This is a genomic window from Cupriavidus sp. GW823-FHT06D04, assembly GCF_058795055.1.
The window spans coordinates 147,217-161,464 of the sequence record NZ_JBXAHL010000002.1 but is presented as its reverse complement, the minus strand read 5'-3'; the positions used below and the strand labels follow the sequence as shown (position 1 = coordinate 161,464).

The 14,248-nt window shown below is 68.4% G+C and carries 13 protein-coding genes; 2 read left to right on the top strand and 11 right to left on the bottom strand.

The genetic code is table 11. From position 1 onward, the window contains the following. Window positions 1-7 precede the first annotated feature (7 nt). Window positions 8-1,498: an efflux transporter outer membrane subunit gene (locus tag AC1Q7H_RS04440; RefSeq protein ID WP_153953215.1), complete on the top strand. Its 1,491-nt coding sequence runs from the start codon at window positions 8-10 to the stop codon at window positions 1,496-1,498. Between the two features lie 13 nt (window positions 1,499-1,511). Here the strand turns inward: AC1Q7H_RS04440 and AC1Q7H_RS04435 are convergent, their stop codons facing one another. Genes AC1Q7H_RS04435 through AC1Q7H_RS04410 form a run of 6 tightly spaced genes read right to left on the bottom strand, consistent with a single transcriptional unit; the run spans window position 1,512 to window position 8,063 of the window. Beyond that, window positions 1,512-4,754 carry a pilus assembly protein gene (locus AC1Q7H_RS04435; RefSeq protein WP_492380994.1) on the bottom strand — a complete coding sequence of 1,081 codons (3,243 nt, stop codon included), beginning with the start codon at window positions 4,752-4,754 and terminating at the stop codon, window positions 1,512-1,514. A gap of 49 nt (window positions 4,755-4,803) precedes the next feature. Continuing rightward, window positions 4,804-5,370, bottom strand: coding sequence for a pilus assembly PilX family protein (locus AC1Q7H_RS04430; protein WP_492380993.1), 567 nt, complete (start codon window positions 5,368-5,370; stop codon window positions 4,804-4,806). 23 nt (window positions 5,371-5,393) lie between these two features. Continuing rightward, window positions 5,394-6,428: a PilW family protein gene (locus AC1Q7H_RS04425; protein WP_492380992.1), complete on the bottom strand. Its 1,035-nt coding sequence runs from the start codon at window positions 6,426-6,428 to the stop codon at window positions 5,394-5,396. Continuing rightward, window positions 6,425-7,048, bottom strand: coding sequence for a type IV pilus modification protein PilV (pilV, locus tag AC1Q7H_RS04420; RefSeq protein ID WP_211980686.1), 624 nt, complete (start codon window positions 7,046-7,048; stop codon window positions 6,425-6,427). Before pilV ends, AC1Q7H_RS04425 begins: the two co-directional genes overlap by 4 nt. Beyond that, complete coding sequence (locus AC1Q7H_RS04415) at window positions 7,045-7,539, bottom strand: GspH/FimT family pseudopilin (protein ID WP_492378159.1); 495 nt, start codon at window positions 7,537-7,539, stop codon at window positions 7,045-7,047. Before AC1Q7H_RS04415 ends, pilV begins: the two co-directional genes overlap by 4 nt. Before the next feature lie 2 nt (window positions 7,540-7,541). Continuing rightward, window positions 7,542-8,063 (bottom strand): type IV pilin protein, encoded by a 522-nt coding sequence (locus AC1Q7H_RS04410; protein WP_211980684.1) that lies wholly within the window; start codon window positions 8,061-8,063, stop codon window positions 7,542-7,544. A gap of 291 nt (window positions 8,064-8,354) precedes the next feature. Between AC1Q7H_RS04410 and AC1Q7H_RS04405 the strand changes: the two genes are divergently transcribed. Then, a complete protein-coding gene (locus tag AC1Q7H_RS04405; RefSeq protein WP_492378158.1) occupies window positions 8,355-9,263 on the top strand; it encodes a MurR/RpiR family transcriptional regulator in 909 nt (302 codons plus the stop codon). Window positions 9,264-9,278: 15 nt separating this feature from the next. Here AC1Q7H_RS04405 and AC1Q7H_RS04400 read toward each other — a convergent pair whose 3' ends face one another. The 5 genes from AC1Q7H_RS04400 to AC1Q7H_RS04380 all read right to left on the bottom strand — a co-directional run bounded on the left by AC1Q7H_RS04400 (window position 9,279) and on the right by AC1Q7H_RS04380 (window position 14,195). Further along, entirely contained in the window at window positions 9,279-10,217 is a 939-nt protein-coding gene (locus AC1Q7H_RS04400; protein WP_492378157.1) for a glutamate/aspartate ABC transporter substrate-binding protein, read from the bottom strand. Between the two features lie 310 nt (window positions 10,218-10,527). Beyond that, a complete protein-coding gene (locus AC1Q7H_RS04395; protein WP_013955499.1) occupies window positions 10,528-10,878 on the bottom strand; it encodes a hypothetical protein in 351 nt (116 codons plus the stop codon). 48 nt (window positions 10,879-10,926) lie between these two features. Continuing rightward, window positions 10,927-12,399 carry an HdeD family acid-resistance protein gene (locus tag AC1Q7H_RS04390; RefSeq protein ID WP_492380991.1) on the bottom strand — a complete coding sequence of 491 codons (1,473 nt, stop codon included), beginning with the start codon at window positions 12,397-12,399 and terminating at the stop codon, window positions 10,927-10,929. 76 nt (window positions 12,400-12,475) lie between these two features. Beyond that, complete coding sequence (locus tag AC1Q7H_RS04385) at window positions 12,476-12,976, bottom strand: two pore domain potassium channel family protein (protein WP_153953212.1); 501 nt, start codon at window positions 12,974-12,976, stop codon at window positions 12,476-12,478. A gap of 181 nt (window positions 12,977-13,157) precedes the next feature. Then, window positions 13,158-14,195 carry a collagen-like protein gene (locus tag AC1Q7H_RS04380; RefSeq protein WP_492380990.1) on the bottom strand — a complete coding sequence of 346 codons (1,038 nt, stop codon included), beginning with the start codon at window positions 14,193-14,195 and terminating at the stop codon, window positions 13,158-13,160. Window positions 14,196-14,248: the final 53 nt, after the last annotated feature.

Sequence of the window (14,248 nt, the reverse complement as noted above, 5' to 3'; positions counted from 1 at the left end):
GTTCGCCATGTCTCGACTCACGCCTGTCTTTGTCGCCGCGGCACTGTTGTGCGGCTGCGCCGTCGGTCCCGACTTCCGCGCGCCCGCGCCGCCCGATGACGCCGGCTACGTGCCGGGCCCGCAGCCAGTGGCAACCGTCGCGGCCGACGCCGCGGACGCGGGCGGGCAATCCCACGCGCAAACCCTGGCCGCCGGCGCCGATGTGCCCGCGCAGTGGTGGGCGCTGTTCCGCAGCCCGGCGCTGGACGCCACCATCCGCGGTGCGCTGGATGCCAGCCCCACGCTCGCACAGGCGCGCGCCCGGCTGCGCGAGGCGCAGGAGAACCTGGCCGCGCGCACCGGCGCCACGCGCTGGCCCGCCGTTGACGCAAAGCTGAACACCACGCGCCAGCAGGTCGATTTCCAGTCCCTGGGCATCACCGCGATCCCCAGCCCCGGCCCGTTCACGCTGTACGGCGCCACGGTGCAGGTGTCGTACGTGCTCGACCTGTTCGGCGGCCAGCGGCGCGAACTGGAGGGACTGCAGGCAGCGGTGGATTACCAGCGCTATGAACTGGAAGCCGCGCGCCTGGCGCTGACCGCCAACGTGGCCACCGCGGCCATCCGCGAAGCCGGCCTGCGCGCGCAACTGGCCGATACGGCCGCCGTCGCTGCGGCCCAGCAGCGGCAGCTTGGCATCACCGAGGAGCGCCTGCGCGCGGGCGGCGTCGCCCGTGTCGACGTGCAGCGCCAGCGCGCCGAACTCGCGCAAACCCAAGCCCTGGTGCCGGCCCTGCAACGCCAGCTCGATGCCACGCGGCACCAGCTCGCGGTGTACACGGGCCAGACCCCGGCCTCGGCCACGCTGCCCGAATTCCGCCTCGACGAACTGCAGCTGCCCGACACGCTGCCGGTCAGCCTGCCGGCCACGCTGGCACGCCGCCGGCCGGACATCCGCGCGGCCGAGGCCCTGCTGCACCAGGCCTCCGCCAATATCGGCGTAGCCACCGCCAATCTCTATCCACAGATCACGCTGAGCGCCAACGGCGGCACGCAGGCCACCGCGGCGCGCGACCTGTTCAGCAGCCTGAACGTATGGAGCCTGGCTGCGGGGCTGGTGCAGCCTGTATTCCGCGGCGGCGAGCTGCAGGCCCGCAAACGCGCGGCGGAAGCGGCCTATGAGCAGTCGCTGGCCGCGTATCGGCAAGCCGTGTTGCAGGGCCTGCAGAACGTGGCCGATTCACTGCGCGCACTCGAAGCCGATGCCGCGGCGCTGCGCGAACGCGCCGACAGCGCGCGGCAGGCGCGCGATACGCTGGCAGTGGTGTCGGAGCAGTACCGCCTGGGCGGCGTCAGCCAGCTGGCGGTGCTGGATGCCGAACGGCAATCACGGCAGGCGTCGCTGGAACTGGCACAGGCGCGCGCCGACCGGCTGGCGGATTCGGCGGCGCTGCTGCAGGCGTTGGGGGGTGGGTGGTGGAAGGAGGAAGGCGGCGCTGTGGCGGCAGCGCCGCGGTGACGGCGGCGGCCGGCTACTTCTTGTCGCTCTGGGTGTACCAGTAGGTGCGCTTGCGCTTGCCGATCCCCGGCGGCGAGATCTTCTGCGCACCGAGCGACGAGGTATTGTCGCCACCGCCCGGCCCGTTCTGGTTGCCGCCGCCGATCAGCACCGGCACGTTGCTGGTGTTGCCCTGGGCATCGCTCACCGCCACCACGCCAAACACCGGCGACGGCGGCAGGCCGCCATTGTTGAACTGGACATAGCGGTTGTCGTTAAGACCCTTGCCCGTCAGGAACGACACCGCGTAGCCCCTCGCGATACCCAGGTCCGGATAGCAGGCCCCTGACTTGGGCACGCTGGGGGTATTGGTGCCGAAGTAGGTGTAGCCGGCCACAGTCAGCGGCGCGTTAACCACCTTCTCGCCGGTACCCAGCGTCAGGTAGAAGCCCTTGCCGGTACCCGAGTCGGCATACACCGTGGCGGTGGCGTTGAACAGGCTGCTCTCGGTCAGCGGCGTCCATGTCGCAGGCAGCCCGCCGGTGAGCGCGGTGTCCTTCAACATGTAGAAGCGGTTGGTGACGTTATAGGCCAGGCCCGCCGCGTTGCTGGTGGTGTATAGCGGATGCTCGCGGTCGCCGCTGCCGATCATCACCGCGTCATAGGCGCCGGTGGTGATGACATCTGGTGGGTACATGAACTTGCGCGCATCGTTGCTGGTCTGCGCGCCGCCCAGCGCGGCGAACTTGCCCAGCGTCCAGGCCGCCGGGCCCGTGCCGGCAGCCGTCTCGAAATCCAGCCGCCAGACATTGCCGCCCATGTCGCCGACATAGCCCTTGTCGATCAGACCGTCGCCGTTGCGGTCCACCACCGCGACGTCTGACGGGATGGCGCGGTTCAGGCCGGCGGGTACCGAGCAGACGGTGGCGCCGAGGCCGGTGCAATCGGCCAGCCACGCCCGCACCACAGTGCCCGTGAGCGCATCGAACACGATCACGCCGCGCCCCTGCCCCGTCGCGCCGCCGCCCTGCGACGGCTCGGCGTCTTCGGCTGCGTCGTAGCCGGCGCCCATCACCACCAGGGGGTTGGTGTAGCCCTTGACCCGGATCACGCGCGGCTGCGACCAGGTCTGGCCCAGTTCGGCGATCTGGTTGCTGTCGGACTTCCAAAGGAACTCGGGCGCCACCGGGTTGGTCACGTCCAGCGCATAGACCAGCCTGCCGCCGCGCCGCGCGGTCAGGTAGATCACCACGCGCGGATTGGCCGGATCGCGCAGGTCCTGGAACACCGTGGTGGTGCCGTCGAAGAAATAGTCGCGCGGTTTGGCGCCTGAGCCGGTCGGCGAGCCGCTCAGCTGCACCTCGGGCGTGTTGGTGTAGAGGCGGCCGAGCTTGCCATAGAACTCCGGCGGCACGAAGCCCCACAGCTCCCCGCCGGGGCGCACCCCGTTGATGCCGGTGGTCTGGTTGCCGTTGACCGCATGGAAGACGCCGTCGTTGGCACCGTAGAAGACCACCACGCCGGTGGTGCCGCCATAGTTGATCACCACCGGGCGCGAGTGCAACACATCACCGTGCACCGAGCCGCGCACCGTGACGCTACCGCCGGGGCCCTTCTGCTGCTCCGTGCCGGCCACGGTGCTCTCGCCCAGCGCCTGCACGTCGCGGCCGCGCACCCAGTTGATCAGGTTCTTCACGTCGGCAGCGCTGCTGTTCAGCGCCGTCTGCCCGGTGGTGTTGGTCAGCCAGGTGTTGGCGGTATCGAACGACGCCAGGGCCTTGGTGGTGCACGCTCCCGACGGGCAGGTGTAGAGCTTGCGCGCGTCCTGGTCGGTGACTATTTGCGCGCGCAGCATTTCGCCGGCGCCGCCCTTCTCGACGATCTCGCCGTCGCCACCGGTGACGCCAGCGGCGCCGTCCGCAGAGTCCAGCGCCCCGGCCGCGCCCGAGGGGCTATTGACCCAGAAGCCCTTGGCGGGCCAGCCGGTGACGGCACTGCCGGAATAGCTGCTTCCGCTGAACGCCAGCGGCGGCTCCGCGGTCCAGAAGCTCTTGGCGTTGGGCGAGATAAAGCCCGTGCCGGCATTGCTGATCGCGCTCTGCTGGTTGGGCCCGCTCGGATTCGCATCCAGCACCACAATCTGCTTGCTGCTGTCGTAGCCAAGCTTGTATTGCTTCAGATTGCCCATCCAGCGCGGCGCCGCGGTGGCGTCAGGACGAAACATGCCGATGTAGATCTGGTTCAGGTACGAGCCCTGCCCGTTCACGCTGACCGGCAGGCTCACCGACGAAAACACGTTGTTGACGGCCTGCATCTCGTTGAAGATCTGCAGCAGCGCATCGACCAGCGCCTGCACGTCGCCCAGCTTCACCACGTAGCGCTTGCCGCCGCCGTTGTCGCCCATGCTGCGGGTCGACTCGACATAGTCCGGGTTCTCGTCGTCGGTGACGGCGATGGTGTAGGTGATGATGTTCTGGTTGTTCTCGACATTGCCGTTCACGTCCGTCTGGTACATGAACCGCGCCCATTCATCACCCCAGTTGCTCTCGTACTTGTTGGCGGCCGGATTCAGCTTGAGCGTGGTCAGCTGCGTCGCGTTGGCCCCGGCCGCCACCAGCGCATCCTTGGCATCCGTGCCGGTGTCCTGCGGCTTGCCGTTGTTGACCGCATTGGCGATGTAGATGACGAAATTCTTCTGGCACGGGTTGGTGATCGGCGACTTGTACTGCGTGCCCGACAAGCCCTTCTTACCCGCGAAGAATGCCCACGCCTCCTGCATGCCGCCGCCCACCTGCGAGTTGTTCGAGTTGTCGCGCAGGCGGTCGATGCTCTTGATGTACTGAAGGAACGCGTTACCGTTGGTGGCATCCATGGTCGGCAGCGTATAGGGCGCCGCCGACGGATAGCGGAAGATCCCGCCAGTGTTGGTGCTGGTGCCGAACATCATCAACCCCATGTTGATGTTGCCGGCGAGCTGCGGATTGGTCACGAGCGTGTTGACCGCCCGGTACAGCGCGCACTGGATCGCGCCGACATCGGTGCCGGCATTGTTGGCGCTGACCACATCGGGAATGTCGCAGCCCTTGATCGTGGTGCTGGCGTTCCAGGTGGACGCGTTGTCCAGCAGCAGCAGCACGTTGGGCTTGGTGCCGGCGTTGGTCTGCAGACCGGTGAACAGGTCGATGTCCTCGGCGCGCGCGCCGTTCACGCCCGCAAAGGTAAGCAGGGCGATTGCGAAAGCCGCAAGGCGGCGCTGCCGGCAGGCGTTGGTCGTCATGCTGGTTCCCGTCCGATCGATGGTGAAGAGGTCGTAGTGTCCTGCGCGGTCACGGACAGGCCGAACCGGTCGGCATGCGCACCGCCACGCCCTGGTGCACGGTTGCAACGGTGCCGGTATTGGCGGCATCGTTGACAGTGGCCGCCACATCCCATTGCGTGGCATTGCACAGCGAATTGCCGCCGCTATTGCCTGCAGTCACGATCCCGGTGTTCTGCACGCCGCTGCCGATCAGGCAAGACACGTCGTCGGCATCGCTCAGGTCGAGCTCAACGTTCTTCATTGGCTTGCTTGTCACGCACTCTGGCTGCGCCACCTGTGCCACGTAGTCCGCCTTGCCGTCGCCGCTGACGTCCACCGGCACCGCAACCGCGGCCGGCGCCTTGGTGAAATCGTTGCTGATCACCTGCTCGATCGCCTGCTGCGCCACGTCGCGCGCCTCGGCGGTGTGCTGCTGGTTGGCGGCCACTTTCACGTTGACCAGCCCGGAATTGACCATGGCCATGGCGATCAGCAGGAACAGGACCATAAACACCAGCGTCACGACCAGCGTGACCCCGTCCTGCCCGCGGCGCAGTGGCCGGCCCTGCGGTTGGCGACCCGTTTGCTTGATCATTGCTTGCTCTTTGCGGGGTGAGGTCATTGCTCGCGCAGTCCGGCCACGTTGACCAGCCGCGCCACCTGGGCGTACACATGGCGCTTGAAACCGTCGTTGAACGGACCGCTGGCGGCGGCGCGGCCCACGTCGTAGGTGCGGTTGTCGGACTGGCCGCCCGAGGGCTTCAGCGTGCGCGCCAGCAGGTTCACGCGCACGGTGGTGACGTTGCGCCAGTTGGCGAGCGCGTTGGTCCAGTCATAGCCCGGCACGGTGGCGCAGGCCGCGGCGTTGTTGGCGCCGGGGTCGGCCACGTAGCAGTCGGCCGAGCCGTTGCTGTCCAGGTCCACGCCGTACTGCAGGTGCATGTCCTGCACGCCCTGCGCGACCGAGCGCGACTGGAACGCGCCGCCCACCAGCTCGGCCATCTTCAGCGTGGGGATGCCGTCGCCGCCGTTGCTGCAGCGGTCGCAGCCCGCCAGGTAGAACACGCGCACCACGGCCTGTCGCAGCGCGGCCGGCTGGGCGGAATCGCAGGCCTTGGTGCGCAGGCCGAAGGCCGCCGCGGCGCTGGCGTCGAAGACGAAGGAGTTGGTATCCTGCGGGCAGGCCGAGACCTGCAGATAAGGCACGCCCGGCGTGGGTGCGGCCACCGGCGTGGTCGATACGCGCCGCACCACCAGCACCTCGGAGGTGGCCGCCAGGTCAGGCAGGCATGCCGCCGCCACCCCGGGGCCGTAGCCCGTCAGCGCCAGCGGCACGGTCAAACCCGCCGCGGAGAAGCCCAGCGCCGCCGGGTCTGCCGCGCACAGCGCTGGCTCGGCCACGGTAGCGCCGCGCGCGATGCTGCCGGCGCCGAAGAACCCCGCCAGCTCCACTTCCCGCCGGATCTGGTCCAACGCGTAGCGCCCGTTCTCCACCTGCTCGGCTGACTTGACAAACTCTGTACGCGACAGGCTGTTGGCGTAGTACAGGCTCGCCAGCGCGGTCAGGAGCACCAGGCCGATGGTCATGCCGATCATCAGCTCGATCAGCGAAATGCCGCGCTGGCGGCGCGCGGACAGGCGCAGGGGGCTCATGACACGGTTCCGAGGGTGCCGACGCGGATCTGCGTGCTGACCGCGCGGCGATAGGCATCGTTGCCGTACTGGTCCTTGCCGCAGCCCAGCGCGGGCGCGCCGGTGGTGGCCAGGCCCTGCCAGGCCACGGTGATGCGGTAGATATTGTTGACGGCGTCCACGGTCTCGATGCAGCCGCGCGCGCCGATCATGGCGCCGACGGCCTGAGCGGCATCAGCGGCGCTGGCCCCCGGGCGCTTCTCGGCACTACCCAGCAGCGCCGTGTTCCAGGCCTGCAGGTCCGCATCGGCGGTAGCTTTCTGCGCGGCGGTGCCCTGCGTGCACGCCGCCGGCGGCGCCGCCGCGCTGCCCAGCTGCATGCCGGTCGCGCCGTTGGCATAGCACGATGCCACCTGGCGGTTGGCGTTGAGGCGCGCAACCATGTCCTGCAGCAGCGCCAGCGCCTGCACGCGCTGGTAGGACTCCATCTCGGTCTGCCCCGAGCGCGCCACTAGCCCGGCGGTGCCAAGCAGCGCGACCAGCAGGATCACCACCGCCACCAGCACCTCGATCAGCAGGAAGCCGCCCTGCGTGCGGCGGCCAGGCATGCGCGGCCGCAGCCGCGGGGTTCTGTGCTTCATGAGCAGGCTCCCGTGGCGGAGGCGACGCGGCCAGTCTCGCTGACCTGCACGCAGACGCGCGACGCCGCTGCCGTATCGCCGTTGGGTGCCACTTCGAAAGTCATGGCCGCGCCCGTGAGCCGGCCGTCGTTGCCAAGCGCAAGGGCCCCGGCAGCGCTGGGCGTGATGGTCAGGCCGCCGTAGGGCCCGAAGCTGCGCACCGTCTCGGGGCCTGCGGTGACCGCCCAGCCGGCGGTCCAGGCGGCACCGGTGGCTGCCAGCGTGACCGTGGCATTGCGCTTGACCGCCTCGCTGCGCGCCAGCAGCAGCGCCGAGGTCAGGTCAAGCGAGGCGCCGCGCACGCGCTGGTTGGCGATCAGTGAAGAGAACGACGGCGCCGCCACGACCGCCAGGATCGCCAGCACCGACATGGCGCACAGCAGTTCGACCAGGGTGAAGCCGCGGCGGGTGGGCCGGCCGGGCGAAGACGGCGTGAACGTGGCGCGCCGCATGGTCAGTTCCAGCAGTCGGTGCCTGAACCAGACGCGGATTTCGCGCCGGCACTGGTCAGCGTCAGCGAGCCGCAGTCGGCGTCGCCGGCAACCTGGCTGCCCTTGGGCGTGGCCACTATGCTGTAGCCGGGCGGCGGCGCCGCGTTTGGCGTCACGGCGACGTCGTAGCGCGTTGCCTGCGCGGCCGGTACCGACATGCCCAGCGTGCCCAGATTGGCGGCGTAGGCGCGGTTGTCGACCAGGTAGCGCTCCTGGGCGCCCGAGACCTCCAGCATGAAGGACTCGATTGCGGCCCGGTGCGAGCGCACGACGTGACGGCTGTAATTTGGAATGGCGACGGCGGCAAGAATGGCAATGATCGCCACCGTGATCATCACTTCGATCAGCGTGAAGCCATGCGCTGCCCTGGCGCCGCGCAGGCGCCGGCCCCGGCATGGATTGCCGGTTGCCCCAACTTCCCCAATGACCCGAAACGACGAGTTGACCCTCCCGCCGTGTCGCACTGCCGGGCTTCTATGTCCCATGCTCGCGCTCCGATACCAATTATGTTCCGGTTGACCGAATTCCGGAGGTTATGGCGCGGAGTGTAAGTCACGATCCGCCAAGTGGGTAAGGAAAATATGATGCCGGCTGGCCGGCGTTGTAGCGAACAGACAGTGGCGTTACGGGATCTGCACAGGGCATACAGCCAAGGCATGCGGCAGACGTTATCCGGCAGCGAGGGGGAACCCTGACCCGCCCTGGTTCGACTGGCCCGATGCGCGCCCGGGTGCACCTGTGCAACAATCGTTACAAACACCGAATCCGGAATGCCCATGCCGCCCGACAGCCCCACCCCATCGCCGCAAGCGCCGCCGCAGGACCTGGACGCCCTGATGGCGCTGCTGCGCAGCAACTTCCCCACCCTCAGCACGCAGTTCCAGGGCGGGGCGCGCTACCTGCTCGACCATCCGCAGGACGTGGCGGTGCTGTCGATGCGCAAGATCGCGGCCAGTGCCGGGGTGCAGCCTGCCACCCTGGTGCGGCTGTCGCAGCATCTCGGCTTCGAGGGCTGGCAGGGGCTGCGTGAGTTGTTCGTTGATGCGCTGCGCGGCGGCAGCCAGCCGTACGCGCGCCGCGCGCGCAAGGTGGTGCGTGAAAGCAGCGCCAGCCGCATGCTGGGCGAGATGCTGGACGCGCAGCACCACAACCTCGACATGATCGCCGCCAACAATGAGAAGACGCTGCAGCAAGCGGCAGAACTGTTGTCGCATGCGGCGTGCGTGCATGTGGCGGGTTTCCGCTCGTGCTTCCCGATCGCGTTCACCTTCCACTATGTCTACCGGCTGTTCCGCAGCACCGTGCACCTGATCCGCGCCGATGCCGGCACGCTGGAGATGGAGCTGCGCGGCCTGGCGCCCAAGGATGCGGTGCTGGTGGTCAGCTTTGCCCCCTACTCGCAGGAAAGCATCCGGGTCGCCGCGGCCGCGCGCGAGTGCGGCTGCAAGGTGATCGCGCTGACCGACAGCACAGTCGCGCCGATCGCGCTGGCGGCAGACTGCACGCTGCTGTTCTCGGTGGAAAGCCCATCGTTCTTCCCGTCCGTCACCGCCGGCGTGGCCATGGTCGAGGCCCTGGTCGAGCAACTGCTTGCACGCAAGGGCAAGGGCGCAATCCGCGCGCTGGAGCAGGCCGAGGGCGAACTGCACCGCACCGGCGCCTATGTGGCGGCCGGACGCGGCTGAGCCGGCCCGCCGCGCTTAATCGAAGGCCTCGTCGTTGGGGTTGGCGTAGGCCTTCTTCAGCGGTTCGCTCATCGGCAGCTCGAAGTTCACGTGCTTGGGCGGCACCGGTGCGGCAAACCATCTGGCGTAGAGCTTGTTGATCTCGCCGCTGCGGATCAGCCCCGTGATGGCACCGTCGACCATCTGCTTGAAGCCAGGGTCGTCCTTGCGCATCATGAACGCGTAGGCCTCGAATGACTGCGGCGTACCCACCACCGCCCACTCCGCGGGATTGGGCGCCAGCGTGCGCGCGCCGGACAACAGCACGTCGTCCATCATGAATGCCGCCACCCGCCCGGACTGCAGGATCAGGAATGACTCGCCATAGTCCTTGGCGCTCTGGACGGTGATATTGGCCTGCTTCTCGTCGTTGAGCCGGCGCAGGATGCGCTCGGAGGTGGTGCCGGCGTTGGTCACCACCGCCTTGCCCGACAGGTCGGCGAAGTCGCGCACCGGACTGCCCTTCTTCACCAGCAAGCGCGTGCCCGCAACAAAGAAGGTGGTCGAGAACGCCACCTGCTGCTGGCGCGACTTCAGGTTGGTGGTGACGCCGCATTCCAGGTCCACGGTGCCGTTCTGCACCAGCGAGATCCGGTTCTGCGAGGTCACCGGCACCATGCGCACCTGCAGGCCGGGCACGCCGGTCTCGCGCTTCACTGCATCGATGACGCGATCACAGATGTCCTGCGAGAAGCCGATCACCTTCTGGTTGGCGTCGTAGTACGAAAACGGGATCGACGAGGTGCGGTGGCCGATGGCGATCGTGCCCGACGACTTGACCTTGCTGAGCGTCGGGCTGGCCGCCACGTCGGCAGCACCCGCCGTGCCCGCGAATAACGCCAGTACGGCGGCGGCAAGTGGCTCCGCCAGGGGACGCTGCGAACTGCGCGGACAGGTGACTTGTGCTGCTTTCATACCAGGCTCTCCTTGGGTAGCGTTCACGCGATGCGCCTTTGCACCGGAATGCTAGGCAAAGAGCAACAAGTGTTCCATCATGGATAACCATGAAACATATGTATTTTTACCCGGCGTGGTGAAACAGACGCGTCCGGCGGCAGGCGGTTGCGTAGCTATGGGGCAGCCATGCGCCGCGCAGGTGCATGACGAACGATCTGTGTTGGGAGGACGGGCCGGAACGGCCTGGGGAAGGAAAAGGCGGAAAAGGCAGCGGGCGACTGTGGTGCCGCCCGCGGTGTATTGCCGGCTGCGGCCGACCGCGCGCGGCTTACTGCGAGCACTTCTCCCGGTACGCCTGCTGCAGCGACTTCTTCGGCCGGTCACGCTCCAGTTCCGGGATCATGCGGCCCTGGGCGGTCTCGATGGCTGGCTGGGTGGCGCGGTATTCGCGCTTGGGCGCTTCGGCAATCTGCGCGGCCAGGGCGCGGCATTCGTCCGACTGGATGCTGCCCGGCGTTGCCGCCGGGTCGGGACGGTAGGGCGTGGTGCCCTGCTGCACCGCTTCGTTGATGGCCGCGGCGGCGGCACTGTCCCCGTCCGGCCTCTGCGCATGCGCGCTGCAGGCCATCGCCAGGGCAGCGATGGCGGCAATGCGGATCAGGGTTCGCTGGCTCGGCATGATGACTTCTCTCCTGTGGCTGGATGAATTTATGCAAAGGCTGCCAGCTTAATCGTTCGCGGCCTGCCTGACATTACCGGCATTTTCAGCATTTGCGGCGTCGATGCCACCTGCAACGGCTCCGCTGCCCTCCTTGTCTGCCCGGGTGCGCGCGGCCTCGCGCCAGCCCCGGCGCTGGCGCCGCATCTGCCCCAGCGCCATCCGGGTCATGCTGGCCCAGCCGGACGGCCGCGGATCGGCCAGCATGCTGAGCGCGCGTGCGTAGTCCAGCGTCAGGCCGGGCGTCCAGGCCATGGTCTTGGCGCGCTTGCGGATCTGCGCCGCCACCCACAATTCCGGCGTGGTCAGCAGGCGCCAGAGCGGCCGCCAGCCCCGGGCCTGACGCCAGACCCGGGCCGACGCGCCTTCCAGCGCCGCTTCCAGCGCGTGCGAGACGGTGCTGGAACAGTTGCGGTCGGTCAGGTTGTAGGTGGTGTTCTGGCGGTAGGCGCTCCAGAAGCGGCCCAGGCGCTCGGGGTCATAGTTGCGGATGCGCACCTGCACCGTCGACGGGCACCAGGCGCGCGATTCGGTCTGGTAATCCGGCTGGAACTTGCCGCCCACGTCGTTTTCGCGGGTGGCGCGCAGGATGCGGGTGAATTCGTCTGGCGAGCGGTCGATTTCCTCGGCCGGGTACAGGCTGATATAGATACCCTCGGGCGATTCCAGCGCGGCATGGCCGGTGGAGATCACGCCGTCGCGGTCCACCGCGGCGATATAGCGGTCGACCAGCGGCTGGCGGCGCGCTTCGCCGCGGGCGGACCCGACCGGGGTCCAGACATGCACGGTCAGCGCATGCTCGCCGGGCTCGGGCGGGCCGTCCCAGAGGGTCATGTCGGGTGCATCGGCAGCAGCAGCCGTATCGGTTGCCGGGGCGGCGGCGGCGGGAGCGGCCGGTTTGGCATCGGCTTCGTCCATGCCGGGGTTGTGGTCCAGCCGGCGCAGGCGTGAGGCCAGCAGCAGCATGTTCCAGCCGCCGAAGATCAGCCCCAGGGCCAGGCAATAGGGCACGGTGCCCACATAGTGGGTCGGGTACGGCTGGTAGAAGAAGATGGCCAGCGCGATCTCGAACATGCCGACGGCTACCGCCAGGCGCCAGGTGCGGAACCGTACCACGCGGGCCGAGACGATCTGCAGCAGCCGGTCGGCCAGGAACAGCGTGCCGAAAATCATCGACAGCACGAAGTTGCCGTGATGATGGCCGGCCAGGATCAGCACCGCGGCAAAGCAGAACGACACACCCTTGACCTGCCGCAGCGTGCGCTGCCCGCCGATGCCGGTGCGCGCCACCACCAGCGTTGCCAGCCCTTCGAGCAGCAACACCACCGCGAACGGCGTCATCGGGAAATAGATGGCGTTGTCCAGCGCATCGACAAACATGGCCACCCCCAGCAGCACGCTCAGGCAGCCCAGCCGCAGCAGGCCGCGCCAGCGCGTGCGCAGGTAGTCCACGCCCAGCAGGATCATCACCAGTCTTGCCATGTCAGGTCGTCCTCCTTCCGTTGCCGGGCCGCCGCTGAGCGCGGCCCGTGGTGGGGTCACATGAGCGGTGATTCCGCTAGGGAGCGCGGCGCCCGCCTCCTTCGTCGCGCTCAAGCTCCCAGTCGCGGCGCATCATCACATAGGTGAACGAGGTGGACCAGCCGATCAGGATCAGGCCGACCAGCGGCTCGATGCTGGCGATCAGGCGGCTGGCGCCCACCGGGACGATGTCGCCCAGGCTCTGCGTGGTGAAGGTCTCCAGCGCAAAATAGGCATAGACCAGCGCGCCTGGCTGCGTGTGAACGCCGGACACGCCGGCACTGCCCATCGCGGTCAGCCCGCCCAGGCCCAGCACGTGGTCGGCGAACCAGAAGCCCAGCGCAAACACCAGCGCTTCCAGGCAATGGACCACGATGATGCAGACGATCAGCACGCCGATGTTCATGCGCCCGCTCCAGCGCCGGGGATGTATCGCCGACAGCAGCCGCAGCGCCTCGTAGTGGATGCCGACCACGGTCACGGTCAGCACCGCGGCGCACAGCAGGGCCAGCGAATAGTGTTCGGCGGAGGTTTCCATGCGCAGCGGCAGAGCCTGGTCGGTGTCCGGGAGGATCGGGAACAGCGCGGGAAAAAAAAGCGCCCTCCAAAATAGCACTGGAAGGCGTTCAGGAAAACCAGGGAGCGGGGTGCGGCTGGCGCGCGGCCGTGCTCGTAGCCCTGGCAGAGGGTTGGTGGCGGCCGGGTGGCCGCCGCATGGATCAGCTGCTGCTCTTGCAGGAAAGACTGACGTACAGCGCGCCGCCCCATTTGAAGTTGCGGTTGCCACTGACCTGCACCTGGACAATGTCGTTAGCCGCCACCGTCGTCGTGGCCGGCGCCGAGCAAGTCCGCACGGTGGCGCCAAGCGAGCAGGCGGACGCGTCGGTGATGGCAAGCGGGGCGATCGTTTCCAGCGCCGCGCCGCTGGCGACACGGTATGCCGCCAGGGTGTACTTGACTTCGTCATCGGGCACGGTGCCCGCCAGGCTCGCGTTCAGGGTCAGGCCGCCACTGCAGCCCACCGGCATCACCGCGCCGAAATTCGGATCGATACTTTGGCGGTCCAGCCCGGTGCCGGTCATGACATAGGTGCCATTGCCATCCGGCGAGTTGTACACAGCGAAGTTGGCCGTGTAGATCGTCGCTCCGGCGCCGCCATTCCCGCCTGCCTCTCCTTGCTGGCCCTGGGGGCCGGTGGCGCCAGTCTCGCCGGTATCACCCTTTTCGCCCTTTTCGCCCTGCGGACCTTGCGCCCCGGCCGCGCCGTCGGACCCGGCCGGACCCGCCGGCCCGACCGGACCGGTCAGGCCGACCACGGAGACCCCGGCCGGCCAGCCTTCCGCCGTCTTCGGGCCGAACAGCGTGTTGGTGGTCGTATTGAGGTAGAAGCTGCCTTCGCCGCCATCGGCAGCGGTGGGATCTGCCGCGCCGTGCAGCAGCACGGCGCCGGGCGCGCCGGCTACGCCCTGCGGGCCGACCAGCGACACGCCGGCAGGCCAGGCCCCGCCAGCCTTGGGCCCGTAGAGCGTCGAGGTCGTGGCATTGAGGTAGAAGTCGCCGTCCGTGCCAGCGTCCGCCGTGGGCGCATTGGTGCCGGACAGGATGGTCTTGCCGTTCGCGCCGGCCGGGCCGGCCACACTGGCGGATGGCGCAGCGTTGGCCGGCGCGGAATCGCCGCCACCGCCACCGCAAGCGGCGAGCAAGATGGCGAGGCAGGCGAGCGGGATCGCCGCAAGTCTCAGGTCAATGTGTTGCACGATGGAAGCCCCCCGGTTTCTCATTAACGGCATGCCCGGATCCGTGCCGGGTG

Bases quoted from the DNA above. Each gene is read 5' to 3' on its own strand.
- pilV (WP_211980686.1), bottom strand. From the start codon at position 7,048: ATGAAGCACAGAACCCCGCGGCTGCGGCCGCGCATGCCTGGCCGCCGC.
- AC1Q7H_RS04390 (WP_492380991.1), bottom strand. From the start codon at position 12,399: ATGGCAAGACTGGTGATGATCCTGCTGGGCGTGGACTACCTGCGCACG.
- AC1Q7H_RS04405 (WP_492378158.1), top strand. From the start codon at position 8,355: ATGCCGCCCGACAGCCCCACCCCATCGCCGCAAGCGCCGCCGCAGGAC.
- AC1Q7H_RS04410 (WP_211980684.1), bottom strand. From the start codon at position 8,063: ATGGGACATAGAAGCCCGGCAGTGCGACACGGCGGGAGGGTCAACTCG.
- AC1Q7H_RS04395 (WP_013955499.1), bottom strand. From the start codon at position 10,878: ATGCCGAGCCAGCGAACCCTGATCCGCATTGCCGCCATCGCTGCCCTG.
- AC1Q7H_RS04435 (WP_492380994.1), bottom strand. From the start codon at position 4,754: ATGACGACCAACGCCTGCCGGCAGCGCCGCCTTGCGGCTTTCGCAATC.
- AC1Q7H_RS04415 (WP_492378159.1), bottom strand. From the start codon at position 7,539: ATGCGGCGCGCCACGTTCACGCCGTCTTCGCCCGGCCGGCCCACCCGC.
- AC1Q7H_RS04425 (WP_492380992.1), bottom strand. From the start codon at position 6,428: ATGAGCCCCCTGCGCCTGTCCGCGCGCCGCCAGCGCGGCATTTCGCTG.
- AC1Q7H_RS04400 (WP_492378157.1), bottom strand. From the start codon at position 10,217: ATGAAAGCAGCACAAGTCACCTGTCCGCGCAGTTCGCAGCGTCCCCTG.
- AC1Q7H_RS04385 (WP_153953212.1), bottom strand. From the start codon at position 12,976: ATGGAAACCTCCGCCGAACACTATTCGCTGGCCCTGCTGTGCGCCGCG.
- AC1Q7H_RS04440 (WP_153953215.1), top strand. From the start codon at position 8: ATGTCTCGACTCACGCCTGTCTTTGTCGCCGCGGCACTGTTGTGCGGC.
- AC1Q7H_RS04430 (WP_492380993.1), bottom strand. From the start codon at position 5,370: ATGATCAAGCAAACGGGTCGCCAACCGCAGGGCCGGCCACTGCGCCGC.